Origin of the sequence: Microbacterium sp. PRF11 (assembly GCF_031844085.1) — a bacterium.
Taxonomy (GTDB): Bacteria; Actinomycetota; Actinomycetes; order Actinomycetales; family Microbacteriaceae; genus Microbacterium.
On sequence record NZ_JAUZUP010000004.1, the window covers coordinates 251611 to 277676 of the forward strand.

Below are 26066 nucleotides of genomic sequence, written 5' to 3' on the forward strand. Positions count from 1 at the left end.
GCAGGTTGAGGGCGTCTGAGTCGCACCGAGTGGGCCATGCCCCGGCGAGGGGCGCTAGAACGCCCGCAGGTTCGCGTGCAGGCCGCCGTCGACGTACTCCTCGCGAAGAATGCCGCGGCGTCGCAGGATCGGGACGAGGTCGTCGAGCAACCGGTGCACGGTGACCGGGTGCAGGTCGCCCCACAGCAGCACGCCGTCGTTGCCCCACGTACCGAGCTCCTCGATGCGGTCGGCGAACTCGTCGGCGGTCCCCACGAAGCCGGAGCCGTCGCTCAGCCGACCGAGACGCGCGTGCGCCGCGAGGATCGTGCGCAGCGGCGCATCGGCGTCGTGCGCGCCGACGAGACGCCGGATGCTGCCCTCGGACACGTGCTCGCCGAAGATCGAACGGTCGAGGGGTGCGTCCAGGTCGAGTCCGGTGAGGTCGGTCTCGAGGTCGCTCGACTGCTTGCGGGCGATGGCGATCAGCGCGTCGTCGGACGGGTCGGCGGATGCCGCGACGAGGCGGTCCGCCTCCTCCGGCGACGAGACGATCACGGGCTGGATCGCGAACAGGACCTTCACCTCGTCGGCGGAGCGTCCGGCCGCCTCAGCGGCGGCGTGGATACGTCCGCGGTAGGAGCGGATGCTCGCTTCGTCGAGGGGCGCGAGCGCGAGCTGCACGTCGGAGTTGTGGCCGGCGAACGACAGACCCCGGCCCGAGCCGCCGGGGGAGACGATCGCGGGCTCGCCGTCCGTGAACGGGATCGCGTTGAGCGGCCCGTCGAACCCGAAGTACTCGCCGCGGTGCCGCGTGGCATCCAACCTCGTGCCGTCGGCGTACACGCCGGACTCCTCGTCGACGACGAGCGCTCCCTCGTCCCAGCTGCGCCACAGCTGCCGGATGCCGTCGAGCCACTCCTCGGCCCGGTCGTAGGCCGCGTCGTGCCCGAGTTGCGGTGCCGTGGAGAAGTGACGCGCGCTGCCGGTGTCGGTGACGACGTTCAGACCCAGCCGGTGCCCGCTGAGGTGCTGCAGGGTCGCGAACTGCCGTGCCGCCGTGTACGGCAGGTATGCCGCGGGGTTGACCGTGGGCACGACGCCGAGGTGCCGGGTCGCGGCGAAGAGGTAGGGCGCGAGCAGCAGCGGGTCGTGCTTCGGGCCGCCGAACGCGTGGCGGACGCGCAGGTCGATGGTCTCGGCGCTGCCGAGCGAGGGGGCGTCCTCGATGATGAGCAGGTCGAAGCCGGCCTGCTCGAGCGTGCGCGCGGAGTCCTGGTACAGCCCGGGCTCGGTCCAGCGGTGGTTCCAGCGCAGGTAGGGATGACCCCACCCGTGGGGGCCGAAGCCGCGCGCGAGGAACCAGCCGAAGTGCTGCAGGCGGCTCACAGCACGACCGTCTCGCGCTCGGCGGCGGGAACGCCCACGAGGGCGTGCTCGAGGTCGGCGAGGATGTCGTCGACGTCCTCGATGCCGATGGACAGGCGGATGGTGCCGGGGAAGACGCCCGCACGCTCGCGCTCGGCGGCGGTCCGCGAGGCGTGCGAGGTGGACTGCGGGTGCAGGACGAGCGAGCGGACATCGCCGAGGTGCGTCATGTGCGTCACGAGGCGCACCGACTGCACGACGTGCCGCGCGGCCTCGAGTCCTCCGCGAAGCGTCACGGTGAAGACCGAGCCGCTTCCGCGCGGGAGATAGCGCCTGCCGAGCTCGTGGAACGGATGCGAGGGGAGCCCGACGTAGTCGACGCGCTCGACCTCGGGACGCTGTTCGAGCCACCGGGCGACGACGAGGGCGTTCTGCGACTGACGCTCGACGCGCAGGCTCAGCGTCTCGATGCCCTGGCCGATCAGGAAGGCGTTCAGCGGAGAGGGCGCCGGCCCGAAGCGCGGCGCGACGCTCTCGCGGATGTAGGCCCCGCGGGCTCGCGGCCCGTGCTTCTCGGCGTAGCTCGCGCCGCCGAGGCGGTCGGCCTGCACCAGATGGGGGAAGCGGTGACCGGATGCCGCGGCGTCGAAGCGTCCGTCGTCGATGATGACCCCGCCGAGCACCGCACCCTGCCCGGCGAGGAACTTGCTCGCCGAGTGCACGACGACGGCGGCACCGTGCTCGATCGGGCGCAGCAGGTAGGGCGTGGTGAACGTGCTGTCCACCACGAGGGGGATGCCGTGCGCCGCGCCGACGGCAGCGACCGCCGCGACGTCGAGCACGTCGTTGCGCGCGTTGGAGAGCGTCTCGGCGAACAGGGCGCGCGTGCGCGGGGTGATGGCATCCCGGATCGCGTCGAGATCGGAGACGTCGACGAAGGTGGTCTCGATGCCGAGGCGTGCCAGGTTGTCGAGCAGGAGGCCTCGGGTGCCCTCGTAGATGTGCTCCGAGACGACGAGGTGGTCGCCGGCGCCGGCGAGAGCAAGCAGGGCGACGGTCACGGCGGCCTGACCGCTCGAGACCAGCACCGCCTGATCGCCGCCCTCGAGGGAGGCGAGTCGTTCTTCGACGGCTTGCACCGTGGGGTTGCCCGTGCGCGTGTAGCCGAAGCCGGCCCCCGTGCCGAAGTGCGCGGCCGACTCCTCGAGGTCGCTGAACGTGAACCCGGCGGTGAGGTAGATGGGCGTCGCGCGCGGTGTGGCGGGTGCCGTCGCCGCGCCGGCGTGCACCTGCCGGGTCGAGAATCCGGTGTCGGCGCCTGCGGTCATGACGCGCTCCTTCCGTCGGGATCGGCCCAGGCTCGCACGGCCCGGTCCGCGTCGGCGAACCGTGCGACGCCGCGTTACACGCGGCCCGGGCAGTGGCCGGTGGTATCGTGACCGGGTGCGGATCGCTCGCCTCCTCCTTAGCGGCCGCGACGAGACCTTGTCCTAGGCCTCTCTCGTCGCGGAGTTCGTCGCGGGCCTCACACCCCTCCCGAGGAGAAACGCAACATGAGCACGATTCCCGAAAACCCCCGCACCCTGGCCGAGAAGGTGTGGGACGACCACCTGGTGGTGAAGGGCGAGGACGGCCAGCCCGACCTCATCTACATCGACCTGCACCTCGTGCACGAGGTCACCAGCCCGCAGGCCTTCGACGGTCTACGCGCCGAGGGTCGTCCCGTGCGCCGCCTCGACCTGACGATCGCGACGGAAGACCACAACACCCCGACTCTCGACATCGACAAGCCGATCGCCGACCTCACCAGCCGTACCCAGATCGACACCCTGCGCCGCAACGCCGAAGAGTTCGGCGTCCGCATCCACTCGCTGGGCGACAAGGAGCAGGGGATCGTCCACGTGGTGGGCCCGCAGCTCGGTCTGACCATGCCCGGCATCACCGTCGTCTGCGGCGACTCGCACACCTCCACCCACGGCGCGTTCGGTGCGATGGCGTTCGGTATCGGCACGAGCGAGGTCGAGCACGTGCTCGCGACGCAGACCCTGCCGCTGAAGCCGTTCAAGACGATGGCGATCACCGTCGAGGGCGATCTGAAGCCCGGCGTCACCGCGAAGGACATCATCCTCGCGATCATCGCCAAGATCGGCGCCAACGGGGGACAGGGCTACGTACTCGAGTTCCGCGGCAGCGCCATCCGCTCCCTCTCGATGGAGGGGCGCATGACGATGTGCAACATGTCCATCGAGGCCGGTGCCCGCGCCGGCATGATCGCCCCCGACGAGACGACCTTCGCGTACGTGAAGGACAAGCCGCACGCCCCGCAGGGGCAGGACTGGGACGACGCGGTCGCCTACTGGCGCACCCTGCCGAGCGACGAGGGTGCCGTCTACGACGCCGAGGTCTTCCTCGACGCGAACGAGCTCGAGCCCTTTGTCACGTGGGGGACGAACCCCGGCCAGGGCGTCTCGCTGTCGGATGTCGTGCCGACCCCGTCCGACATCGCCGACCCGAACGAGCGCGCCGCCGCCGAGCGGGCCCTCGAATACATGGACCTCGCCGCCGGCACCCCGATGAAGGACATCCCCGTGGATGCCGTCTTCATGGGCTCGTGCACGAACAGCCGCATCGAGGACCTCCGCGCCTTCGCCTCCGTCATCCAGGGCCGCTCCAAAGCCGAGAACGTCCGCGTCATGGTCGTCCCCGGATCGGCACGCGTGCGCCTCGAGGCCGAGGCCGAGGGCCTCGACAAGGTGTTCACCGACTTCGGTGCGGAGTGGCGCTTCGCCGGCTGCTCCATGTGCCTGGGCATGAACCCCGACCAGCTCGCCCCGGGGGAGCGCTGCGCGTCGACCTCGAACCGCAACTTCGAGGGTCGTCAGGGCAAGGGCGGGCGAACGCACCTCGTGTCGCCGCTCGTGGCCGCCGCCACGGCCGTGCGCGGGACGCTGTCGAGCCCCGCCGACCTGGAGCCGCTCCCCGCGGACATCGTTTCGACCGGGGCGGAGGCCTGACATGGAGAAGTTCACCACGCACACCGGTATCGCCGCTCCGCTGAAGCGGTCGGCGGTCGACACCGACCAGATCATCCCGGCGGTCTTCCTCAAGCGCGTCACCAAGACGGGCTTCGACGACGCCCTGTTCGCGAACTGGCGCCAGGACCCGGAGTTCATCCTCAATCAGGACGCCTACCGCTCGGCATCCGTCCTCGTCGCCGGCCCCGACTTCGGCACCGGCTCCAGCCGCGAGCACGCCGTGTGGGCGTTGCGCGACTACGGCTTCCAGGTCGTGCTGAGTCCGAAGTTCGCCGACATCTTCCGCGGCAACTCGGGCAAGCAGGGTCTCGTGACCGGTGTCATCACCGAAGACGAGGTCGAGCAGATCTGGGCCGTCCTCGAGGCGAACCCCGGCATCGAGATGACCGTCGACCTTACCGCGAAGACCGCCACGGTGGGCGACCTCCAGGTCTCCTTCGAGATCGACGATTACACTAGGTGGCGGCTTCTCGAAGGGCTCGACGACATCGGGCTCACGCTGCGTGACGAAGACAAGATCACGCAGTTCGAGGCGCGCCGCGAGGCATGGCGGCCGCGGACCCTCCCGGTCCGCTGAGCCCGATCGACCCGATCGGGTCGATCTGCCGCCCCTCGTCCACGAAGTGAGGTCCACCCCCCTATGAGCACACTCGTTCCCGACACCGGAGAACACCCCATCGGCCAGCCCGACTGGGAGGCGGCCGAGACGCTCTCGATCCGCGGCGGACGACCCCTCCGCGGAACCGTCGAGGTCAAGGGTGCGAAGAACCTCGTGACCAAGGCGATGGTGGCGGCCCTGCTGGGCGAGACCACGAGCACCCTGCGTGACGTGCCGATGATCAGCGACGTCAAGGTCGTGCGTTCGCTCCTCGAGGTGCACGGCGTCACCGTGACCGAAGGCGACGAGGAGGGCACCCTCCACCTTGATCCCTCCGGCGCGGTCGCCGCGCACTTCGAGGAGATCGACGCGCACGCGGGCGCCTCGCGAATCCCGATCCTCTTCTGCGGGCCGCTCCTGCACCTGCTCGGCGAAGCGCTCATCCCCGACCTCGGTGGATGCCGCATCGGCGACCGTCCGATCAACTTCCACATGGACGCTCTGCGCGCGTTCGGCGCGGTCGTCGACAAGAGCTACGAGGGCATCCGTATCACGGCCCCCAACGGCCTGCACGGCGCGAACATCACGCTGCCCTACCCGAGCGTCGGCGCGACCGAGCAGGTGCTGCTCACCGCCGTGCGCGCGAAGGGCGTGACCGAGCTGCGCAACGCCGCGATCGAGCCCGAGATCATGGACCTCATCGCCGTGCTGCAGAAGATGGGCGCCATCATCTCGTACGAGCCCAACCGCGTCATCTTCATCGAGGGCGTCGACAAGCTCGTCGGCTACGACCACCGCGCGATCTTCGACCGGAACGAAGCGGCGTCGTGGGCGTGCGCAGCCCTGGCCACCGACGGCGAGATCTTCGCCAAGGGTGCGCGCCAGCAGGACATGCTGACGTTCCTCAACGTCTTCCGCAAAGCGGGCGGCTGGTTCGACGTCCGCGAGGACGGCATCCTGTTCCGTCGGGGCGAGTCCCTCAAGCCCGTCATGGTCGAGACCGACGTGCACCCCGGCTTCATGACCGACTGGCAGCAGCCGCTCATCGTCGCCCTCACGCAGGCGCCCGGCACGTCGACGGTGCACGAGACGGTGTACGAGAACCGCCTGGGCTTCACCGAGGCGCTCAACAAGATGGGCGCCGACATCGTCGTGCACCCCAAGGGCATCGCCAGCCCCGACCGCCGCGTGCCCCGACGCGACCTCGAGCAGGCGGCCGTGATCAACGGACCGACGCCGTTGCACGGCGCGGACGTCGAGGTCCCCGACCTCCGCGGCGGCTACAGCTACGTCATCGCGGCGCTGGCCGCCGAGGGTGAGTCGACGGTGCGCAACATCGGCATCATCCGCCGCGGGTACGAGAAGTTCCTCGAGAAGCTCACCGCTCTCGACGCCGACTTCGACGTCGTGGGCTGACACCCGTGGCTGGGACCCCGGAGACGAGCCGGCCGAGCGCCTTCTGGCCGCTCGCGGCGATCATCGTGCCCGCGGTGGGGCTGTTCGCGAGGATCGAGATCCGCGGTGCGGAGAACCTCCCGCGCGACGGCGCGTACGTGCTCGCCCCGAACCACAACTCGGAGTTCGATCCGCTGATCGTCGCCGTCGCGGTGTGGCGCCTCGGGCGCGCGCCGCGGTTCATGGCGAAGGAGAGCCTCTTCCGCGTCCCTGTGCTCGGCGCGGCACTGAAGGCGACCGGAATGGTTCCGGTGCCCCGTACCTCCACCAGCGCCAACCAGTCGATGCAGGCGGCGCAGCAGATCGCCCGCGACGGCCGCGGGGTCATCGTCTACGCCGAGGGCACGCTCACCCGTGACCCGGACCTGTGGCCGATGCGCGGCAAGACGGGCGCGGTGCGCCTGGCCCTCGCCGGCGATCTGCCGCTCATCCCCATGGCGCAGTGGGGCGTGCAGCAGATCCTCCCGCGCTACGGCAAGCTGAAGTTCCCGCGGCGCTCGCACGTGGTCGTCGAGTTCGGTCCCGCGATGGACCTCACCGCCTACGCCGCGACGCCCACGCAGCCCGCGACGCTGACGAAGGCGACCGACGCGATGATGAACCGCATCACGGCGATGCTCAGCGGCATCCGGGATCTGCCGGCCCCCGCGGAGCGCTGGAACCCGTCGCAGCACGGGCAGAACGAGACGGGTCGCCTTGAGCCGTAAGAACGTCGTGCCCGCCGTCGGCCCCAAGGTCGCCGTCGTGGGCGCGGGGAGCTGGGGCACCACGTTCGGGAAGATCCTCGCCGACGGCGGTGCATCGGTCGTCATGTGGGCGCGCCGGCCGGAGCTGGCCGCCGAGATCACCGAGTCCAAGCGCAACAGCCGCTACCTCGCCGGGATCAATCTCCCGCGCACCATGACCGCGACGACCGACCTCGCCGCCGCCCTCGACGGCGCCGAGCAGATCTTCCTCTCGGTGCCGAGCCAGTCGCTGCGCGAGAACCTCGCGGCGCTGAAGCCGCTCGTCGAGCGTACGGACGTGCCGCTCGTCTCGCTCATGAAGGGCGTCGAGAAGTCGACGGGTCTGCGCATGAGCCAGGTCATCGAGCAGGTCCTCGCGTGCGATCCGGCGCGCATCGCCGTCGCATCCGGGCCGAACCTCGCCCTCGAGATCGCGCGCGAGCAGCCGACGGCCGCCGTCATCAGCTCGCTCAGTCCCGAGACGGCCGAGGCCGTCGCCCGTCGTGCACGCAACCGCTACTTCCGCTCGTTCGTGAACACCGACGTGATCGGCACGGAGTTCGGCGGTGTGCTGAAGAACCTCATCGCCGTCGCCATCGGCATCGTCGACGGCGTCGGATACGGCGAGAACACCAAGGCGTCGATCATCACGCGCGGCCTGGTCGAGATGACCGATTTCGCCGTCGCGCAGGGCGCCCAACCCGAGACGCTGCAGGGGCTCGCCGGCCTCGGTGACCTCATCGCCACGTGCCAATCGCCGCTGAGCCGCAACAACACCGCGGGACGCCTGCTGGGGCAGGGCTACAGCTTCACCGATGTGGTCACGCAGATGCAGCAGACCGCCGAGGGCCTGGCATCCGTCGCCCCGGTCCTCCACCTCGCGAAGCAGGTCGGCGTCGACATGCCCATCGTGCAGCAGGTGAAGATGGTGCTCGACGGCACCATGGATCCGCGCGACATCGCGCCGCACCTGACGACAGACGACGACCAGCCGCAGGGCGAGAGGACGCAGAATGACCAGACCGGTGGTGGTGGTGCTCTTCGGCGGGCGCTCCAGCGAGCACTCGATCAGTTCCGCCACGGCGGGAGGGGTCCTTCGGGCGATCGACCGTGACCGTTTCCGGGTGATCCCGGTCGGCATCACCCGGGACGGTGCCTTCGTCCTCGAAGACGACGACCCCGACAAGTTCGCGCTCATCCCCGACGCGCTCCCCGAGGTCGTCGACAACGGCACGCGCGTGCGGCTCCCGGACTCGACGCTGACGCGCGAGTGGACCGTGACCGACGCCGACGGCACCCGATCCCTCGGTGACGTCGACGTCGTGCTGCCGATCCTGCACGGCCGTTTCGGCGAGGACGGAACGGTGCAGGGCCTGCTCGAGCTGCTGGGCATCCCGTACGCCGGCGGCGGTGTGCTGATGTCGGCGATCGGCATGAACAAACACGTCACCAAGCGCGTGCTCCGCGCCGCGAACGTCCCCGTCGTCCCCTGGGTGGCCGTCACGCGCGCCGACCTCGACCGCGACCGGGGGCTGTGGGAGCGACGCATCCGCGCGCTGGATCTGCCCGTGTTCGTCAAGCCGAACGAGGCCGGGTCGAGCGTCGGCGTCACCAAGGTGTCGCGCTGGGAAGACCTCGATGCCGCCTTCGACGTCGCCTTCGCTGAAGACGGCCTCGTGCTGGTGGAGCAGGCCGTGGTCGGGCGCGAGCTCGAGTGCGGCGTCCTCCCAGGACGCGACGGGGGACCGGTGCGGGTGAGCGTGGCGGGCGAGATCGTGGTGACCGGGCGGGAGTTCTACGACTTCGAGGCCAAGTACCTCGATGCCCCCGGCGTCGACCTCGTCTGCCCGGCGGAGCTCGGCGACGGCGAACTGGGCGAGATGCAGCGCATCGCCGCGCAGGCGTTCGAGGCTCTCGGTGGAGAGGGTCTCGCCCGTGTCGACTTCTTCTACACCGGCACCGAGTTCTACGTCAACGAGGTGAACACCATGCCCGGGTTCACCCCGATCTCGATGTTCCCCACGTGCTGGATCGCCTCGGGGCTGTCGTACCCCGACCTGATCAGCGACCTGCTCGACGCCGCCCTCGCGCGCGCCTGACCCGGGCGCGGTGCCGGCGCGTCACCCGGGATCCCGGGTGCGGCGTCGGCGCGTCACCCGAATGTCGGTGCGTCACCCGAGAGGGGCGTCGCGCGCCTTCGGTTCGCGAACTCAGGGCGTGGCCGAGGGCGCGGGCGTCGCGTCCGAGGCCGTCGTGCAGGCGGCACCGGTGCTCGGCAGGTACGACCGGATGAGCGGTCCGAGGGCCTGGGCGACGTCTCCGCTGCTGGCCAGGTCGTAGTCGAGGAACACCTGGATGGCGGGCTGTCGCCCGAACGTCGTGAGCGTGTAGCGGTTCTCGGCGGCCTGCGACTCGTCGACGATCCAGTCGACACCGTCGAACGTCCGGCACGGCAGGGTCGTGGGAGCCGGTGCTTCGAGTCCGCAGGTCATCAGGATCGCCGTCGGGGAGCCCCACGCCCCGGTCGACTGCGCGTCGGTCCAGCGACGGTCCTGGCCCGAGATGGTCGCGGGCAGACGGGAGACGACCTCGGCGCACGCGGGGTCGTTCGCGAGCTTCGCGGGCTGCATCGCGACGGTCGTGCTGCATGCCGCCAGCCCCGGGATCAGGGCGAGGGCGGCCAGGAGCGCGAGGGTCCGAGATGAGCGGGGCACCCCTCCAGGCTAATAGCGTGGGAGGGTGACAGACGCCGAGACCACCGTGGGGGAGCTGTCCGAGGGGCAGATCCTGCGCGGCATCCTGGACCGACTCCCGCCGTCCGACGCCCTCGTCGGCCCGGGCGACGACGCCGCCGTGATCGCGGTCCCCGACGGGCGGGTGGTGGCCACGACCGACACGCTCGTGCACGGTCCCGACTTCCGTCTGGCGTGGTCGTCGCCGTTCGACCTGGGCTTCAAGTCGGCGGCGGTGAATCTCGCCGACGTGGCCGCGATGGGGGCGCGTCCCCTCGCCCTGCTGGTGGCCTTGGCCATGCCGGATGACACGCCCGTGTCGTTCGTCCGGGGTTTCGCCGACGGCTTGGCGGCCGCCTGCGCCGAGCTCGCCCCGGGCTGCGCGGTCGAGGGGGGAGACCTGACGGTGTCCGACACGCTGACCGTCGCCGTCACCGCGCTCGGCGGTCTCGAGGGGCGCGCCCCCGTGCTGCGCTCCGGGGCCCGCGAGGGCGACGGGGTGTACGTCATCGGCGAGCTCGGCGAGGCCGCACGCGGCCTCGAGGTGCTCTTCGAGCGGTTCACGGATGCCGCCGGCCGCCCCGTCGTGATCGGCGACGACGCCCGTCGGGCCCTGGGCGTGTCCGACGCGCGCGGGCTCTCGCGGCAGCTGACCCCGCGCCCGCCGATCGCCGAGGCGCTGCGGGCCGCGGCATCCGGAGCCTCCGCGATGATGGACATCTCCGACGGCCTCGCGCTCGACGCCACGCGCATGGCGGATGCGTCCGAGGTCACGATCGCCCTCGATTCCGCGACCCTCGGCGACGAGCCCGCGCGGGCCCTCGGCGGGGGAGAGGACCACGGCTTCCTCGTGGCCTTCGCTCCGGATGCCGAGCCCCTCGGCCGCCGCATCGGCACCGTGCGGGCGCGCGCCGAGGCGGCGCTGCTCGTCGACGGCGTGCCGTGGTCGGGGCGGGCCGGCTGGGATCCCTACCGTGATTGGGACGCCGGGCGGGGATAGTCCTCAGAGCGCCGGCCGGCCCCACCACATCGTCGTGTCGCCGTAGCCGCGGTCGCGCTCCGGCTCGAGGCCGGCGGCGGTCCAGTCGGGAGCGGCGGAGCGCTTCGCCCGTTCGACGATCACGGTCGCGTCGGGACTAAGACGCGGCGCCAGGGCGATGAGGGCCCGGGTGAGCTCGGCATCGGCGATGTCGTACGGCGGATCGAGGAACACGAGATCCCAGACGGCCGTGGATGCCGCGAGGTACGTTGTGACGTTCGCGCGGTGCACCCGTGCGGGCCCGGTCACACCGGCGGCGCGCACGCGTTCGGCGTTCTTGCGGATGAGGGCCGCGGCGGGAGCGGAGAGTTCGACGAGATCGGCGGAGGCGGCACCGCGGCTGAGGCTCTCGAGTCCCAGCGCTCCGGAACCGGCGAACAGATCGGCGACGCGCGCGTCGTCGAGCGCCCCGGACGACTCGAGGGCGCCGAACAGCGACTCGCGTACGCGATCGCTCGTGGGCCGGGTGCCCTTGGGGGGCACGTCGAGGACGGTGCCGCCCGCGCGGCCCGAGATGATGCGCGTCACCGTCTCACCCTATTCGGCCCGACTCGAAGAGCGGGGCGCGCTGGGCGGCCGCGTCGTCGACAGGCGGACCGTCGGTGTCGGACCCCCTGCCTAGACTCGGATCATGCCCGGTCTCTCGCTCGCCTCTCGGCTCGACGGCGCCGTGGGCGGCAAGACCGCAGCGGCCTTCGACAAGGCGTTCGGCGTGAAGACCGTCGGTGAGCTGCTCGAGCACTACCCTCGGCGCTACGCCCGTCGAGGCGAGTTGACGCCGATCGCGACGCTGCCACTCGGCGAACCGGTCACGATCGTGGCCGAGGTGGTCAGCGCCAACGAGCGGCGGATGCAGAACCGTCGGGGATCGCTGCTCGAGGTCGTCATCAGCGACGGCGACACGCGCATGTCGCTGACGTTCTTCAACCAGCCCTGGCGACTGAAAGACCTCGAGCCCGGGCGCCGTGGCATCTTCTCCGGCAAGGTGGGGGAGTACCGCCGTCAGACGCAGCTGACGAACCCCGACTACGAGCTGTTCGACGACCTGGCCGAGGCCCGCGCCGAGGCCGAGGCCACCGCGAAGCGCCCCATCCCGATCTACCCGGCGACGAGCTCCGTGCCCAGCACTCTCGTGCAGAAGACGATCGGGATCGTGCTCGACGCTCTCGGAGAGGTCGAAGACCCCCTCCCCGAGAGCCTTCGTATGCGTCGAGGTTTGCTCGGCGCGCGCACCGCGCTCGAGCACATCCATCGACCCGAGCACGACGACGAGATCCCGCCCGCCGTGCGTACCCTCCGGATGCAGGAGGCCTTCGTCCTGCAGACGGCTCTCCTCCAGCAGCGGCAGTTCGTCCGAGCGCTCTCGGCCACGAAGCGGCCGGCCACGCCGGGTGGGCTGCTCGAGCGGTTCGATGCGATCTTGCCCTTCGAGCTCACCCCCGATCAGCAGAGCGTCGGCGCCCAACTCGCCGCCGACCTGGTCGGCGACTGGCCGATGAATCGTCTGGTCCAGGGCGAGGTCGGCTCGGGAAAGACGCTCGTGGCGCTTCGCGCCATGCTGCAGGTGGCGGAGTCGGGCGGGCAGTCGGCGCTCATCGCCCCCACCGAGGTCCTGGCCGCCCAGCATCTCCGCTCGATCGCTCGCATGCTGGGCCCCGAGCTCGCGCCGGAACTCATGCCGACGTTGCTCACCGGGCAGATGCCGGCCGCCGAGCGGCGCAAGGCCGCCCTGCGCGTCGCGTCCGGGCAGGCGCGCATCGTCGTCGGGACGCACGCGCTGCTCAGCGCCACCACCACCTTCGCCGACCTCGGATTCGTGGTCGTCGACGAGCAGCACCGCTTCGGTGTCGACCAGCGCGAAGCGCTTCGCGCCAAGGGAGACTCGCCGCACACCCTGGTCCTCACCGCCACGCCCATTCCCCGCACCGTCGCCATGACGGTGTTCGGCGACCTCGACGTGTCGACCATCCGCACCATGCCGGCCGGTCGTGCCGGCATCCAATCGTTCGTCGCCCCGCTCGCCGAGAAGCCCGGCTGGTTCGCCCGCGTGTGGGACCGCGTCGCCGAGGAGGTGGCGCTGGGCCGACAGGCCTTCGTCGTGTGCGCCGCGATCGACGCCGAACAGCTCACCGCCGACGAGAAGAGCGATGAACCGGCCGACGCCCCCGCCGCGCCCGGTGGTGAGAGCTCTCGAACCCGGTGGGGGGTCGTCCAGGTCGAAGCACTGCTCTCCCGTCTGCCCTCGTTCGCCGGCATCCGGGTGCAGACGCTGCACGGCAAGATGCCGGCCGACGAGAAGGACGCCGTGATGCAGGCCTTCTCGCGCGGCGACATCGACGTGCTCGTGGCCACCACGGTGATCGAGGTCGGCGTCGATGTGCCCAACGCCTCGACCATGGTCATCCTCGAAGCCGACCGCTTCGGCGTCTCGCAGCTGCACCAGCTCCGCGGACGCGTCGGTCGAGGCGGCCTGCCCGGGCTGTGCCTGCTGGTCACGGAGGCGGCCCCCGGCTCATCGTCGCGCTCGCGCGTCGAGGCCGTCGCCGCCACCCTCGACGGGTTCCAGCTCGCCGAGGTCGACCTCGAGCTGCGCGGCGAGGGCGATGTGCTCGGCGGGGCGCAGTCGGGGGTGCGCTCGTCGCTGCGGCTGTTGCGCGTCGTCACCGACGCCGATCTCATCGTCGAGGCGCGCGCCGAGGGAGAACGGCTTCTCGCCGACGACCCGGCCCTGCTGCGGCATCCGGGACTCGCCGCCGCACTCGAGCGGCGCGTGGGCGTCGAAGAACGGGCCGCCCTGGCGAAGTCCTGACGGTCCTCGTCGTCCCTCCACAGAACCCCCGGATCGCCGGCCCTCGGGGCGGCCCCGTCGGTAGGCTGGCGGAATGGACCCCCGGATCGCCGTCGTCCCCGGCTCGTTCGACCCGCCCACGCTCGGTCATCTCGACGTGATCCGTCGAGCGGCGGGGCTCTTCGACCAACTGCACGTGCTGGTCGTGCACAACCCCGGCAAAGAGGCGATGCTGCCGATCGCGCAGCGGCAGAGTCTGCTCGAGCAGTCCATCTCCGAAGCAGGCATCGAGGGCGACGTCATCGTCGCCGCATGGAGCATGGGTCTGCTCGTCGACTACGCGACCGACGTCGGCGCCCGCGTTCTCGTGAAGGGGATCCGCTCGCAGGTCGACGTGGCCTACGAGACGCCCATGGCGATCGTCAACCGCGACCTCGCCCACGTCGAGACGGTGTTCCTCCTGCCCGACCCTTCGCACGCCCTGGTGTCGAGCTCCCTCGTTCGTCAGGTCGCCGGTCTCGGCGGAGACGTCTCGCCCTATGTGCCGGGCGCGGTCGCGCGCTTCCTCGACACCGGAGCCCGCGGCATCTGAGGCACGGCCGCGTCGACGCGCCACGCGGGTCGGTCGGCCCCCGGCCCTCGCCCAGGGGTGCGCGGGTACGATTGTCGACCGTGAGAACCCACCGTCCCGGACCTTTCCAGCTCCCCGTACGCGACATCGAGCGCAAGCCGGGCGAGATGCGCGAGCACAGTCTCGACCTGCCCGCCCCCGAGAAGTGGGGTGAGGGCCTCGTCGCGGTTGCCGAGGGCGAAGCGCTCGAGCTCGATGTGCGGCTCGAATCCGTCCACGAGGGCATCCTCGTCTCGGGAACCGTCGACACCACCGCCACGGGCGTGTGCGGTCGATGCCTGATCGACATCGCCGAGCCTGTCGAAGTCGAGTTCCAGGAACTTTTCGCGTATCCTGGGGATGAAGCGAGCGACTACGACGTTCAAGACGACCACGTGGATCTTGAAAATCTGGTTCGGGACGCCATCGTCCTGTCGCTTCCGTTCCAGCCGGTGTGTCAGCCGGACTGCCCCGGGCTCGACCCGAACACGGGCGAGAGGCTGACGGAGAGCGTCGGCGACACGGAGCAGGCGCCTGTCGATCCTCGATGGGCTGCTCTCCAGCAGTACACCCCAGACGACGGCGATGCGCACCGCGCCGCCCCCAAGACAGAGAAGAGCTAGTCATGGCAGGTAACCCCCCGAAGCGGAAGGTCTCCCGCTCCAACACCCGCTCGCGCCGCGCGCAGTGGAAGGCCGAAGCCCCCGCGCTGGTCAAGACCATCGAGAACGGCAAGGTCGTCTACAGCCGCCCCCACCAGGCGAAGGTCGTCACCGACTCGCAGGGCACCGAGCTCTTCCTCGAGTACAAGGGCCGCAAGGTCGCCGACGTCTGATCGGCGCTTCGTGACGCGTAAGCACGTCGAGCGCCGTGCGCTCACCGAGAAGCTCGGGGTCGACATCGACCCCGAGCTTCTTTCGCTCGCTCTGACGCATCGGTCGTTCGCCTACGAGAACGGCGGCATCCCGCACAACGAGCGCCTCGAATTCCTCGGCGACTCCGTGCTCGGCCAGGCCGTCACGGTCCGCCTGTTCACGCGGCATCCGGAGCTCGACGAGGGCAGTCTCGCGAAGCGGCGTGCGAGCGTGGTGTCGACGGTCGCCCTGGCCGAAGTGGCCCGCGCGATCGGTCTCGGCGACCACGTCCGTCTCGGCCGAGGCGAGATCCTCACCGGGGGACGCGACAAGGACTCCATCCTCGCCGACACCATGGAGGCGCTCATCGGCGCCACCTACCTCTCGGCCGGACCCGACGCGGCCACCGACATGGTGCTGCGCCTCGTCGAGCCGCTGTTGGCCGACCCGGCGCGCTACGGCGCCGCGATGGACCCGAAGACGAGTCTGCAGGAGATCGCCGCGCGGCTCGGCTTCGCTGCCCCCGTCTACGGCGTCGAGTCCACCGGTCCCGACCACGATCGACGCTTCACCGCCACGGTGTCGGTGGGCGATCTGGCGACGACCGGCAGCGGGTCGAGCAAGAAGCAGGCCGAGATGGCCGCCGCGCTCACGGCGTGGACCGAGCTCGACGCCCGTGCCTGAGCTCCCCGAGGTCGAGGTCGTCCGAGCCGGCCTCGAGCCCGCGGTGACGGGTGCGTTGATCACCTCGGTCGACGTGCGCGACGATCGCGCGCTCACCCGTCACGCCGGGGGAGCGGCGCACTTCGAGAGCGAGCTCACGGGGCGTCGCATCACCGCAGCGGTCCGACGGGGCAAGTTCCTGTGGATGCCGGTGGCAGCCGACGAGGCGATCGTCACTCACCTGGGCATGAGCGGTCAGATGCTGCTGCGCCTCCCCGGTGCTCCGGAGGAGCGGCACGAGCGCATCCGCATCGAGCTCGAGCATCCCCGGCACGGACCGCTCTCGGTCGTCTTCGCCGACCAGCGCACGTTCGGCTCGCTCGCGATCGACGCCCTGGTCGACACGCCCGACGGCGCGGCGGGCGGGCGGGGTTCCGACCTCGCCCGTGTACCGACGCAGGTCGCGCACATCGGTCGCGACCCCCTCGACCCCGCTTTCGACGCGGCGACGTTCCGCGCCCGGTTGGCGCGTACCTCGTCGGGGATCAAACGCGTACTCCTCGATCAGACGGCGGCGAGCGGCATCGGTAACATCTACGCCGACGAGTCGCTGTGGGCCGCGCGCATCCACCCCGAGACCGCGGCATCCGATCTGCCCACGCGCGCCGTCAACCGTCTGCTCGGCGAGGTGCAGGCGGTGCTCGAGAAGGCCCTCGCCGAGGGCGGCACGAGCTTCGACGCCCAGTATGTCAACGTGAACGGTCAGGCCGGGTACTTCGCGCATTCGCTCAACGCCTACGGGCGCACCGGTCAGCCCTGCCCGCGCTGCGGACGGCCGATCGTGCGGGTGTCGTTCATGAACCGGTCGAGCCATTTCTGCCCGCACTGCCAACGCCTGCGGTGACGCATCCGGCCATGCGCCCCTTCTGGGCTGGTCCGAGATGGCGTGTTACGCTCCCCGCTGGCCGCGGGGAAGCCACCGCGTCCGGAGTGCGGGGGAGCTTCTCATGGGTCGAATCGACGTCGACGGCGACGCCTACGATCGGGTACGCCAGACGCTGCTGCAGTCGGCGACGTCGTTGAACGCGGCGGGGGGTGTGCTCGGCTCGGCCGTACCCGGAATGGCCTTCGGCCCGATCGCGGCCTTCATCCCGCCCGGATTCAACGCCCTCGGGTCCCTGTTCGAGGGAGCGTCGTCGTTCGTCGGTGCGCGCGCGGAGCGATCGGCCGAGGGCGTGCAGACCGCTCTCGCCGGCTTCCAGCGAGTCGATGACGAGGCCGAAGCCGACTTCGTGCGCCGCGGAGGCGACCTCTGATGACAGCGACCGCCGTCCTTCCCGAGGCGGATGCCGCGGCGGCGCGGCTCGCCGCGGGTGACTGGCAGAACTCCCTCCCCGTCGGCGGAGCGGGCGGTGACGGCTGCGGCAGCGGGCTCGGAGGATTCGCCTCCAGCATCGCGCGGTTCGTGCAGCCCCTCGAGGAGCTGTTGGAACGCGTCACCGGTGACCCCGCCGGCCTCTACCACGCGTCGCACACGTGGGAGGTGTACTCCGGGGACATGCAGGGGGTGTCGGAGTCGTACACCGACGCACTCCGCCAGATCCAGGGGCACATCCAGGGAATCACCGCCACGGTCATCGAGGGCTCGCTGACGGTTCTCGCGGCGGGCACCCATTCGATCGCCGACTGGGCCAAGGTGGTGAGCCAGGTCCTGCAGCTGTGCGTGCGCGCGGTCGAGATCATGCGCTCGCTCGTCTGCAGCGGATTCGAGCTGCTGTCTTCGGCGGCCGGCGTGATCGGCGATGTGCTGTTCGGCAGTTGGCCGTGGGAGATCGATGAGAAGGCTCAGGCCATCAGCGATTTCGCCGACAACTGCGCCTCCGTCATCGACGACGTGATCGACAACATCGACCGGGTCCTCCAGGCCCTGCGCGAAATGGTCCGACTCGTCACCGACCTGTACCGCGCGATCGTCCCGTTCCATCAGGACATCGAGAATCTCCTCGGGCGTCTCCTCGAGCGGTTCCCGCCGGGGAGCATCCCGGGGCTGGGCGGCCTTCCCGATCTGGTTCCCGGCGACGGCTCTCTCGGCGACACTTACAACCCCGGACCGGTGCCCTATCCCGGCTCCGATCAGCGCTTCCGCCAGGACTATGCGCTGGGGTATCAGCACGAGTACGACCTGGGCACCACGGACATGACGACCGAGCAGCTGAATCAGATGCTACGGGAGCAGTTCGGTCACGTCTTCCTCCCCCCTCGCGTCGGCGACAACGGTCAGCTCGACATGCAGCTGACCGGCGAGGGGCAGACGATCCGTACGTCGCTGTTCGGTCTGGGTATCCCGGGCGTGACGGCGGGCGACATCCAGGTGCAGCAGATCACCGACGACGGTTTCGTCATCGCGGCGCAGGAGGGGCACCCGGAGTATCCGGGCGAGGTCGCTTTCCGCCTGCGCAACGTCGACGGACGCGCCGTGTTCGAGGTCACCGGGGCCTACGACGAGACGATTCTCGACGGGCTCGGCTTCGGCGGCAACACCAACGGCGCCTACGCCGGCATCTCCGACGTGAGCATCTGGGCCGACATGCAGTACCGACTCGAGGACATGATGAACTATGGCCCGTCTTGAACGATGGATCGCTGCGGTGGTCGTGATCGGCGGCATCGCCTCCGTCGCCGGGTGCGCCCAGGCCCGGCGCGACGACATCCCGCACGACGCCCCCTCGGGCGGACAGACCCTCACCGAGATGCAGGCCGCGGTGTCCGAGATCCCCGGGCTGTCCGTCGACGTCTCCGGAGGCGGAGCGCCCAACGTCAAGGGCAACACCGGCTATGACATCGCCGTGACCGTCGCACCGGGATACCGGATCGTGGACGGCCCCGCTCTGATCACCTTCCTCACGGAGTCGGCGTGGTCGGTGCGCGAGGGCTACATGCCCAACGCGCAGATCTCCGTCAGCGTGACAGCCGGCGCCGGAAGCGATTTCGACGCCGCGGTCGCCGCCGCCGAAGCGGGCTGGCTCGAGCCCCGCGAACCGGTGCCGAGCTCGAACGGCTTCAGCGTCGCCGCGATCAGCGTCCGCGACGGCTCGTCCGCGCGAGAACGTCTGGGTGAGTGGCCCGGCGACGTGCCCGTCGTCCCCTCCGACGTGACCTCCACCAGCTGAGACGAGAGCCGAGATGACCGATCCCTTCGCCGGCATGGATGCCGGCTTCGAAGACGCCCGGCGTCAACTGTCCGAGATCCGCGCGAAGGCGCACGACAACAAGCGACGCGCGAACGCCCTGGCCGACGACGTCGACGCGATCACCGCAGAAGCGCGGAGCCCACGCGGAGAGGTGGTCGTGGAGGCGGGTGTGGGAGGACGTCTGCGGGCCGTGACCTTCGGCCCGGCGGCGCAGAACCTCGCGCTGGACGCCCTCGGTGTCCTCACCCTGCAGACCATTGCCGACGCGCAGCACGCGGCGATGGCTCGACTCGCCGACCGCGGAGCGGAGCTGTTCGGCGCGGAATCCGACATCGCGGTGAGCATGCGCCGCGACGCGGACCAGGGGTATCCGCGTGCGGGTGAACCCTGGTCGTGAAGGAGGCGTCATGAATCTCACGGCAGACACCTCCGCGATCGCGGCGACGGCCCAGGCTCTGACGCACGCGGCCGATGCACTCAGCGCCGACGTGGACTCGCTGGCCACCGCCTCGTCCGATCTGCGCGGGCGCTGGGCGGGAGACGCGCAGAGCGCGTTCACCTCGCAACACGCGCAGGTCGACGTCCGGATGCGCGAGAAGGCCGCGATCCTGAAGATCACGGGCGAGCGCTTGGCGACGTATGCCGCGGACCTGGAGCGGGCCGACATCGATGGAGCCCGCGCCGTCCTCGGCCTCTGACGACCGAGGACGCGCGGGGGCTCAGGCCAGCACCTTCTTCCACACTCCTTCGTACGAGATCGGCGCGAAGCCGATCGCCTCGTTGATCGAGAGCATGGGGCGGTTCTCCTCGGCGTTGTAGGTCAGCACGCGCGGCGAATCCGGCGCGATGTCGCTCCAGGCGAGGAGTCCCGCGCACTTGACGAGCATCCCGAGGCGGTGGCCGCGGTGGGCCGCGACGACGAGGGTGTCCTCCTGGCTGGTCGCCGCGGTGCGGTCCTTGCCGATGACCAGCTCGTTGAAGGCCGCGAGCTCACCGGTGTCGACGTGCTGCGCCGCGGTGACGAGCATGTGCCGGCCGGCGTCGAGGTAGCCGGCCTCGTAGCGGCGAACCCGCGCGGCATCCCACACCTCCTCGTCGAACTCGAGATCCGCCGAGGGGGCGTCGGTCACCATGCGCGATTTCATCCACGCGAAGGAGTCGACGAACTCGTCGGGGGTGGGCAGGGTCCACTGGACGATCCGATAGCCCGTGGCCGCTCCTTCGGCCTCCGCGAGGAGTTGCTCGATGCGGGGTCGCGCCCCGGCGAGATCGAGCGCGCTCACGCGCACAATCTGTTCCAGCGAGAACCCGGATGTTAGGAGGAAGCGCGCCGCGTGATCCCGGGGGATCGATCCGAAGCCTGTCGGTGCGTCGAGGCGCGGTCCTTCCGCCGCGGGGTGCTCGGCCCACGACTGGATGACGGTTCGACCGTGTTCCCGGGCGACGTTCTCGATCAGTGCGTAGGCCGCTCGTCCGATGCCCTGGCCCCACGCGGAGCGGCGGAGCTCGACGAGCCAGAACCCGGTTCGGGCGCCCTCTTCCTCGGGGAAGTCGACACCCACCCGGCCGACGACCTCGCCGTGGAGCACGGCGATCCACGCGAACCGCGTCATCTCGGGTCGCGGTCTGTACAGCGGCAGGAGTTCGTCGGCGGGCATGGACGAGTCGTCATGTCCGGAGATCTCGGCGTAGATCAAGTTCCGCAGGCGGACCATCTCGCGGAAGTCCGCGGCGTCCGGGTCGTCGATGTGGGCGGGCACGTGCAGGGGGCGCAGCTCGAGGCTGGCGGGGAGGGAAGTCATAGGAAGTCTTTCGTCGACAGGAGGAGAAGGGGTGGGGCCGACGAGGGTGTCGGCCCCACCGGGATCAGAACGGCGGGCAGCTGAACGCCGCGGCGCTCTGCCAGGCACGCTCGCGCCGGTCGCGCTCGGCGGCCGCGTCTCGAGCGCGCAGCGCCTCGATCGCGCGGTGGTCGAGAGCACGGGCCCGGTTAGCGTGCCGGTCGAGCAGCCACAGGCCCAGGCGCAGCGACAGGCGGTCGAACAGGCCGAGCGGCCGGTAGGCGGTCGTGTCGAAGGTGACCGTGGAGGGGGTGGGCGGGGTGGAAGGCGCGGCCGAGGAGTGCTGCGGCGCGCGCGTGAACAGGGCGTTCATGCGGAGGCTCCGTAAGAAGGTGTAGCGAGGATGACGCGTCGAGCAGAGAGCTCACGCGGGAGCGGACGCAGAGGGTCCGGGTGGCCGACGTCGAGAAGACGGGCTCACGAGCAGCGGAGACGCGAGGCGTCTCGACGCGACGAATCAGCCCAGACGAGTGGGCATTCCGACGGCGGTGGCTACTTCGTACACGGGTGCGGAGAGCACGGGGACGGCGATGAAGCCGGTGGCGGTGAAGCCGGTCGTGGTGCGAATCATGGAAGTAACCTCCTTTCGACGTCGGTTGCGACCTCAGACGCTAGCGAAGCCTGTCAGCGAATGTCAAGCTTCTCCTCAGAATCGCTGGTCATTCGGGCGCGTCGCGGGCGGCTCATCGGCTTGCCGCCGCGGAATCCCGCGGCTCTTCGACTACCGTGAGGCCGAGCCCGTGCGGGTGAGCGAGTTCGGGAAGGGCGGGTGACATGCACCTCAAGAGCGTGACGCTCAAAGGCTTCAAGTCCTTCGCCCAGTCCACGACTTTCGCTCTCGAACCGGGGGTGACCTGCATCGTCGGTCCGAACGGATCTGGCAAGTCCAATGTCGTCGACGCTCTCGCCTGGGTGATGGGGGAGCAGGGGGCGAAGACCCTCCGCGGCGGCAAGATGGAGGACGTCATCTTCGCCGGCACCTCGACGCGCGGCCCGCTCGGTCGTGCCGAGGTGCAGCTGACCATCGACAACGCCGACGGGGCGCTGCCGATCGATTACAGCGAGGTGACGATCAGCCGGACGCTGTTCCGCACCGGCGCCAGCGAGTACGCGATCAACGGGCAGACGTGCCGTCTCCTCGACGTGCAGGAGCTGCTGAGCGATTCGGGCCTCGGACGCGAGATGCACGTAATCATCGGGCAAGGCCGGCTCGACACCGTGCTGCAGGCGACCGCCGAGGATCGCCGCGGCTTCATCGAGGAAGCGGCCGGCATTCTGAAGCACCGCCGCCGCAAAGAGAAGACGGTTCGCAAGCTCGAGGCGATGGAGGCGAACCTCACGCGTCTGAGCGACCTCGCGGGCGAACTTCGCCGCCAGCTCAAACCGCTCGGCAAGCAGGCGGAGATCGCGCGGGAGGCGGCGACCATCGCCGCGGTGGTGCGCGACGCCAAGGCGAGGCTCTACGCGGACGACCTCGTGCTTCTGCGCACTCAGCTCGCCGACGCGGCGCGCGCGGAGAGCGAGCGCCACACCGAACGGCTCGGACTGCAGGAGCAGGCGGAGGGTCTGCGTCGGCGGGTCGAACGGCTGGAAGCGGACCAGCGCTCGGAGGCGGTGGACCGCGCGCGCAGCGTCGCCTTCTCGCTCCAGCAGGTGCAGGAGCGTCTGCGGGGGCTGTACAGCCTGGCGGGGCAACGCTTGACGCTCCTGGGAGAAGACGACGGCGAGTCGAACGGCTTCGCCCCCACCGTGTCGCAGTCGACCATCGACGACGTGCGCGCCGAGATCGACGACATCGCCGCGGGCCTGGGGGAAGCTCAGGATGCCGCGTCGGACGCGGCGCGTGCGGTGACCCGAGCCCGTGCCGATCTCGACGCCCTCGATGTGGAGATCGCGGCCCAGAGCGCTCTCGTCTCCGAGCACGACATGCGGATCACGGCGCTGCGGGGATCGGCGGACGCCGCCCGCTCGACCCTGGCGGCGGTGATCTCCGGCGTCGAGAGGCAGCAACGTGCCTTGGACGCCGCGCTCCAGCGACGCGCCGACACCGAACGCGAGCGTGCCGAGGTCGATCCCGGCGTGGCCCCCGAAGCGGCGAGCGCCGAGCACGCCGCAGCTTACGAACGCGCTCAGCGCGACGCGAACGACGTCGAGGCCCGTGTCGCGGGGTTGCGCGAGCGCCTGCATGCGGCGGAGCGCGAGCGTGACGCGCTCACCGCCCAGACGACCGCGCTCGGACGCGCGCTGGACGTGCGCAACGCCGCGGCCGACCTGCTGGCCGCGGGCGGAGCGGGCGTGCGGGGGCTCGTGTCCGACGACGTGAAGGTGACCGCGGGCTTCGAGACGGCGATCGCCGCCGCCCTCGGCTCTCTCGCCGAGGGACTGCTCGTCGGCGATCCCGCGGCCGCCTTCGCCGCCGCGCGCGCCGCGAGCGCCTCCGACCTGGGCGTCGTCGACATCGCGATCGCCGACACGGACGCCCCGGATGCCGTGACGTCGCTGCCCGGTGCGGTTCCCGCGGTCGAGGTCGTCACAGCCTCGGCGGGGGTGCGCGGCATCCTGGGACGAACCTTCGTCGTCGACGATCTCGCCGCGGCGGAGAGCCTGCAGGCCCGCATCCCGCACGACGCGACGGTGGTCACGCGGGCGGGCGAGGTGCTGACCGCGCACACGGTGCGCGCCGGTTCGGGGTCGGGGCGGTCACGGCTCGAGCTCGCCGCCGAGCGCGACGCGGCGGCCGAGCGACTCGATGAGATCGTCGTGATCGTCGACTCCCTGCGCGAAGCGCTCGGCGAGGAGCAGCGCGCGCTCACCGGCGCCCGGCAGCACACGAAGGAAGCGCTGTCGACGCTCCGGGCGCACGACGCGGCCCTCGCCGCGCACGCCGAGAAGGTGAACCGCGTCGCCGTGCGCCACGAGGCCGCCGTGGCCGAGTGCGAGCGGCTGGCTGCCGGTCTCGCTCAGGCGCAGACCGCCGTCACCGAGGCGGAGGAGTCCGCGCGGCGCGCCGACGAAGAGCTCGAGCGGGCCCTGCAGACCCCGCGACCTCTGCTGGACGTCTCCGCTCGCGAGCACCTGGCGGCCGAGGTCGAGGCGACCCGCGAGAACGAGATGCGCGCCCGCCTCGAGATCGAGACGCTGAAGGAGCGGGTGCGCGCCGGCGAAGCCCGCATCGTCCAGCTCGAGCAGCAGCGTGAGCGGGAGCGCGCCGCCGCGGCCGAGGCTGCCCGCCGCGCCGTCATCCGACGGGCGCAGCGCGAGATCGCCGCCGACGTGTCCGGGCAGCTTCCGGCGCTGCTGGACTCGGTGGACCGCTCGGTCAGCCAGGCGCGGGTCGAGCTCGCGGCCGCCGAGTCCGCCCGGGCGGCGATCACCGATGAGCTCTCCCGGGCGCGGGCTGATGAGACCGCGGCGCGCGAACGGCTCGCGCGTCTCACGGAGAGCGTCCACGGGCTCGAGCTTAAGATGCACGAGAAGAAGCTCCACGTCACGAGCCTGCTCGAGCGCGTGCAGTCGGAGCTCGCGCTCGACGAGGACATCCTCGTGTCCGAGTACGGCCCCGATCAGCCCGTTCCGGCCGAGGACGAGGGGCAGACCGTCGCCTTCGACCGTGCCGCCCAGAAGCGCCGGCTGCAGGATGCCGAGCGCAAACTGTCGCAACTCGGGCGGGTGAATCCGCTGGCACTGGAGGAGTTCGCCGCGCTCGAGCAGCGGCACGCGTTCCTCACCGAGCAACTCGCGGATCTGCAGCAGACGCGCGCCGATCTCCAGACGATCATCGCCGACCTGGACGAGCGGATGCAGACGATCTTCGTCGCCGCCTTCGAGGACACCCGGGTCGCATTCACCGAGATCTTCCCGATCCTCTTCCCCGGCGGCGCCGGCAGCATCTCGCTCACCGACCCCGACTCGCCTCTCACGACCGGCATCGAGGTGTCGGTGCGACCGGTGGGGAAGAAGATCGAGCGCCTGTCGCTGCTGTCCGGTGGTGAACGCTCGCTCGCCGCGGTGGCGTTCCTGACGTCGATCTTCACGGCCCGACCGAGCCCGTTCTACATCCTCGACGAAGTCGAGGCCGCGCTCGACGACGCCAACCTCGGCCGCCTCCTCGGCGTGTTCGAGAAGCTCCGCGCGAGCAGCCAGCTCATCGTCATCACCCACCAGAAGCGCACGATGGAGATCGCCGACGCACTGTACGGCGTTTCGATGCGCCAGGACGGCGTCTCGGCGGTGGTCGGCCAACGAGTGGGCGACCGTGCCGCCGCCCGCTCCGAGGCCGCCCCCGTAAGCTGAAGCAATGGCTGAGAACTCCTGGTCGCTGGGCCGCGCGCTGCGTGGGCTGTTCGTCAAGCCCACGATCGACGAGACGACGTGGGACGATCTCGAGACGGCGTTGCTGACGGCCGACTTCGGGCCCGACGTGACCGAGCGTCTCATCGACGAGCTCCGTGAGAAGGTCGAGCGCTACCGCACGACCGATCCGCGCGACCTGCAGCGCATGCTGCGCGAGACGCTCGAAGAGCACTTCGCGAAATTCGACACGACCCTGCGACTGACCGAGCGACCGGCGGTCGTCCTGGTCGTCGGGGTGAACGGCGTCGGCAAGACCACGACCATCGGCAAGTTCGCGAAGTTCCTGCAGCGCTACGGCCGCACCGTCACGGTCGGGGCCGCCGACACCTTCCGCGCCGCCGCGGTCGACCAGCTGGCCACCTGGGCCGAGCGCGGGGGAGCGACGATCGTCCGGCCGCAGCACGAGGGCCAGGATCCCGCGTCCGTCGCCTTCCAGACCGTCGCGCACGCGAAGGAGACGGGAACCGAGATCGTCCTCGTCGACACCGCCGGGCGCCTGCACACCAAGGGCGGGCTCATGGACGAGCTCGGCAAGATCAAGCGCGTCATCGAGAAGCAGGCGCCGATCAGCGAGGTGCTCCTGGTGCTCGACGCCACCACCGGGCAGAACGGGCTCATGCAGGCGCAGGCGTTCCTCGACAGCGCCGGGGTGACGGGGCTGGTGCTGACGAAGCTCGACGGCTCGGCCAAGGGCGGCTTCGTGCTCGCGGTGCAGGAGCGCACCGGCATCCCGGTCAAGCTGCTCGGTCAGGGCGAGGGCATCAACGACCTCACCGGTTTCACCCCGCACGTGTTCGCGGCCTCGCTCGTCGACTGACCCCTACCGCACACGGCG

Annotated in this window: 26 protein-coding genes; 20 read left to right on the plus strand and 6 right to left on the minus strand. The window is 70.6% G+C overall.

The genetic code is table 11. The features are described 5' to 3' along the window. Nucleotides 1-54: 54 nt before the first annotated feature. Nucleotides 55-1368 carry an LLM class flavin-dependent oxidoreductase gene (locus Q9R20_RS12625; protein ID WP_311249665.1) on the minus strand — a complete coding sequence of 438 codons (1314 nt, stop codon included), beginning with the start codon at nucleotides 1366-1368 and terminating at the stop codon, nucleotides 55-57. Beyond that, nucleotides 1365-2675 carry a PLP-dependent transferase gene (locus tag Q9R20_RS12630; protein WP_311249666.1) on the minus strand — a complete coding sequence of 437 codons (1311 nt, stop codon included), beginning with the start codon at nucleotides 2673-2675 and terminating at the stop codon, nucleotides 1365-1367. Before Q9R20_RS12630 ends, Q9R20_RS12625 begins: the two co-directional genes overlap by 4 nt. Nucleotides 2676-2900: 225 nt before the next feature. Between Q9R20_RS12630 and leuC the strand changes: the two genes are divergently transcribed. From leuC to Q9R20_RS12660, 6 genes are all read left to right on the plus strand, one after another. Then, nucleotides 2901-4361, plus strand: a complete 1461-nt coding sequence (gene leuC, locus Q9R20_RS12635; RefSeq protein WP_311249667.1) for a 3-isopropylmalate dehydratase large subunit — start codon at nucleotides 2901-2903, stop codon at nucleotides 4359-4361. A 1-nt stretch (nucleotide 4362) separates the two neighbouring features. After that, complete coding sequence (gene leuD, locus Q9R20_RS12640) at nucleotides 4363-4959, plus strand: 3-isopropylmalate dehydratase small subunit (RefSeq protein WP_295839872.1); 597 nt, start codon at nucleotides 4363-4365, stop codon at nucleotides 4957-4959. Between the two features lie 63 nt (nucleotides 4960-5022). Next, complete coding sequence (gene murA / locus Q9R20_RS12645; RefSeq protein WP_295839873.1) at nucleotides 5023-6396, plus strand: UDP-N-acetylglucosamine 1-carboxyvinyltransferase; 1374 nt, start codon at nucleotides 5023-5025, stop codon at nucleotides 6394-6396. A gap of 5 nt (nucleotides 6397-6401) precedes the next feature. Then, nucleotides 6402-7142: a lysophospholipid acyltransferase family protein gene (locus Q9R20_RS12650; protein ID WP_311249668.1), complete on the plus strand. Its 741-nt coding sequence runs from the start codon at nucleotides 6402-6404 to the stop codon at nucleotides 7140-7142. Next, nucleotides 7132-8274 (plus strand): NAD(P)H-dependent glycerol-3-phosphate dehydrogenase, encoded by a 1143-nt coding sequence (locus tag Q9R20_RS12655; RefSeq protein WP_311249669.1) that lies wholly within the window; start codon nucleotides 7132-7134, stop codon nucleotides 8272-8274. The genes Q9R20_RS12650 and Q9R20_RS12655 overlap by 11 nt, the downstream gene beginning before the upstream one ends. Next, a complete protein-coding gene (locus Q9R20_RS12660; RefSeq protein ID WP_311249670.1) occupies nucleotides 8174-9259 on the plus strand; it encodes a D-alanine--D-alanine ligase family protein in 1086 nt (361 codons plus the stop codon). The genes Q9R20_RS12655 and Q9R20_RS12660 overlap by 101 nt, the downstream gene beginning before the upstream one ends. Before the next feature lie 111 nt (nucleotides 9260-9370). On the opposite strand, the gene Q9R20_RS12665 is transcribed toward Q9R20_RS12660, so the two are convergent. Continuing rightward, the gene (locus Q9R20_RS12665; RefSeq protein ID WP_311249671.1) at nucleotides 9371-9874 is read right to left on the minus strand and encodes a DUF3515 family protein; all 504 of its coding nucleotides are present in this window, start codon (nucleotides 9872-9874) and stop codon (nucleotides 9371-9373) included. 25 nt (nucleotides 9875-9899) lie between these two features. On the opposite strand from Q9R20_RS12665, the gene thiL reads away from it, so the two are divergent. Then, complete coding sequence (thiL, locus tag Q9R20_RS12670; RefSeq protein ID WP_311249672.1) at nucleotides 9900-10892, plus strand: thiamine-phosphate kinase; 993 nt, start codon at nucleotides 9900-9902, stop codon at nucleotides 10890-10892. Nucleotides 10893-10895: 3 nt separating this feature from the next. On the opposite strand, the gene rsmD is transcribed toward thiL, so the two are convergent. Beyond that, on the minus strand, nucleotides 10896-11459 hold the full coding sequence (gene rsmD / locus Q9R20_RS12675) for a 16S rRNA (guanine(966)-N(2))-methyltransferase RsmD (protein WP_311249673.1): 564 nt from the start codon (nucleotides 11457-11459) through the stop codon (nucleotides 10896-10898). A gap of 103 nt (nucleotides 11460-11562) precedes the next feature. Between rsmD and Q9R20_RS12680 the strand changes: the two genes are divergently transcribed. From Q9R20_RS12680 to Q9R20_RS12730, 11 genes are all read left to right on the plus strand, one after another. Beyond that, on the plus strand, nucleotides 11563-13740 hold the full coding sequence (locus tag Q9R20_RS12680; protein ID WP_311249674.1) for an ATP-dependent DNA helicase RecG: 2178 nt from the start codon (nucleotides 11563-11565) through the stop codon (nucleotides 13738-13740). 73 nt (nucleotides 13741-13813) lie between these two features. Beyond that, on the plus strand, nucleotides 13814-14311 hold the full coding sequence (gene coaD, locus Q9R20_RS12685) for a pantetheine-phosphate adenylyltransferase (protein WP_311249675.1): 498 nt from the start codon (nucleotides 13814-13816) through the stop codon (nucleotides 14309-14311). A gap of 146 nt (nucleotides 14312-14457) precedes the next feature. Further along, nucleotides 14458-14952: a DUF177 domain-containing protein gene (locus Q9R20_RS12690; protein WP_295840091.1), complete on the plus strand. Its 495-nt coding sequence runs from the start codon at nucleotides 14458-14460 to the stop codon at nucleotides 14950-14952. A 2-nt stretch (nucleotides 14953-14954) separates the two neighbouring features. Further along, nucleotides 14955-15164, plus strand: a complete 210-nt coding sequence (rpmF, locus tag Q9R20_RS12695) for a 50S ribosomal protein L32 (protein ID WP_013586329.1) — start codon at nucleotides 14955-14957, stop codon at nucleotides 15162-15164. 10 nt (nucleotides 15165-15174) lie between these two features. Continuing rightward, a complete protein-coding gene (gene rnc, locus Q9R20_RS12700) occupies nucleotides 15175-15867 on the plus strand; it encodes a ribonuclease III (RefSeq protein ID WP_311249676.1) in 693 nt (230 codons plus the stop codon). Further along, nucleotides 15860-16750 carry a bifunctional DNA-formamidopyrimidine glycosylase/DNA-(apurinic or apyrimidinic site) lyase gene (gene mutM, locus Q9R20_RS12705; RefSeq protein ID WP_311249677.1) on the plus strand — a complete coding sequence of 297 codons (891 nt, stop codon included), beginning with the start codon at nucleotides 15860-15862 and terminating at the stop codon, nucleotides 16748-16750. Before rnc ends, mutM begins: the two co-directional genes overlap by 8 nt. 103 nt (nucleotides 16751-16853) lie before the next feature. Beyond that, nucleotides 16854-17162 (plus strand): hypothetical protein, encoded by a 309-nt coding sequence (locus tag Q9R20_RS12710; RefSeq protein WP_295840082.1) that lies wholly within the window; start codon nucleotides 16854-16856, stop codon nucleotides 17160-17162. After that, nucleotides 17162-18478 (plus strand): hypothetical protein, encoded by a 1317-nt coding sequence (locus tag Q9R20_RS12715; protein WP_311249678.1) that lies wholly within the window; start codon nucleotides 17162-17164, stop codon nucleotides 18476-18478. Before Q9R20_RS12710 ends, Q9R20_RS12715 begins: the two co-directional genes overlap by 1 nt. Further along, a complete protein-coding gene (locus Q9R20_RS12720; RefSeq protein ID WP_311249679.1) occupies nucleotides 18465-19016 on the plus strand; it encodes a hypothetical protein in 552 nt (183 codons plus the stop codon). Before Q9R20_RS12715 ends, Q9R20_RS12720 begins: the two co-directional genes overlap by 14 nt. Before the next feature lie 13 nt (nucleotides 19017-19029). Then, complete coding sequence (locus Q9R20_RS12725) at nucleotides 19030-19434, plus strand: YbaB/EbfC family nucleoid-associated protein (protein WP_311249680.1); 405 nt, start codon at nucleotides 19030-19032, stop codon at nucleotides 19432-19434. 10 nt (nucleotides 19435-19444) lie between these two features. Next, on the plus strand, nucleotides 19445-19735 hold the full coding sequence (locus Q9R20_RS12730; protein ID WP_311249681.1) for a WXG100 family type VII secretion target: 291 nt from the start codon (nucleotides 19445-19447) through the stop codon (nucleotides 19733-19735). 21 nt (nucleotides 19736-19756) lie between these two features. Here Q9R20_RS12730 and Q9R20_RS12735 read toward each other — a convergent pair whose 3' ends face one another. After that, the gene (locus Q9R20_RS12735; protein WP_311249682.1) at nucleotides 19757-20839 is read right to left on the minus strand and encodes a GNAT family N-acetyltransferase; all 1083 of its coding nucleotides are present in this window, start codon (nucleotides 20837-20839) and stop codon (nucleotides 19757-19759) included. A 64-nt stretch (nucleotides 20840-20903) separates the two neighbouring features. Next, a complete protein-coding gene (locus Q9R20_RS12740) occupies nucleotides 20904-21191 on the minus strand; it encodes a hypothetical protein (RefSeq protein WP_311249683.1) in 288 nt (95 codons plus the stop codon). Nucleotides 21192-21652: 461 nt separating this feature from the next. Here Q9R20_RS12740 and smc point away from each other — a divergent pair, with 461 nt between their 5' ends. Both smc and ftsY read left to right on the plus strand, forming a co-directional pair. Further along, nucleotides 21653-25171, plus strand: coding sequence for a chromosome segregation protein SMC (gene smc / locus Q9R20_RS12745; RefSeq protein WP_311249684.1), 3519 nt, complete (start codon nucleotides 21653-21655; stop codon nucleotides 25169-25171). 4 nt (nucleotides 25172-25175) lie between these two features. Beyond that, nucleotides 25176-26048 (plus strand): signal recognition particle-docking protein FtsY, encoded by an 873-nt coding sequence (gene ftsY / locus Q9R20_RS12750; RefSeq protein WP_295840074.1) that lies wholly within the window; start codon nucleotides 25176-25178, stop codon nucleotides 26046-26048. Nucleotides 26049-26066: the final 18 nt, after the last annotated feature.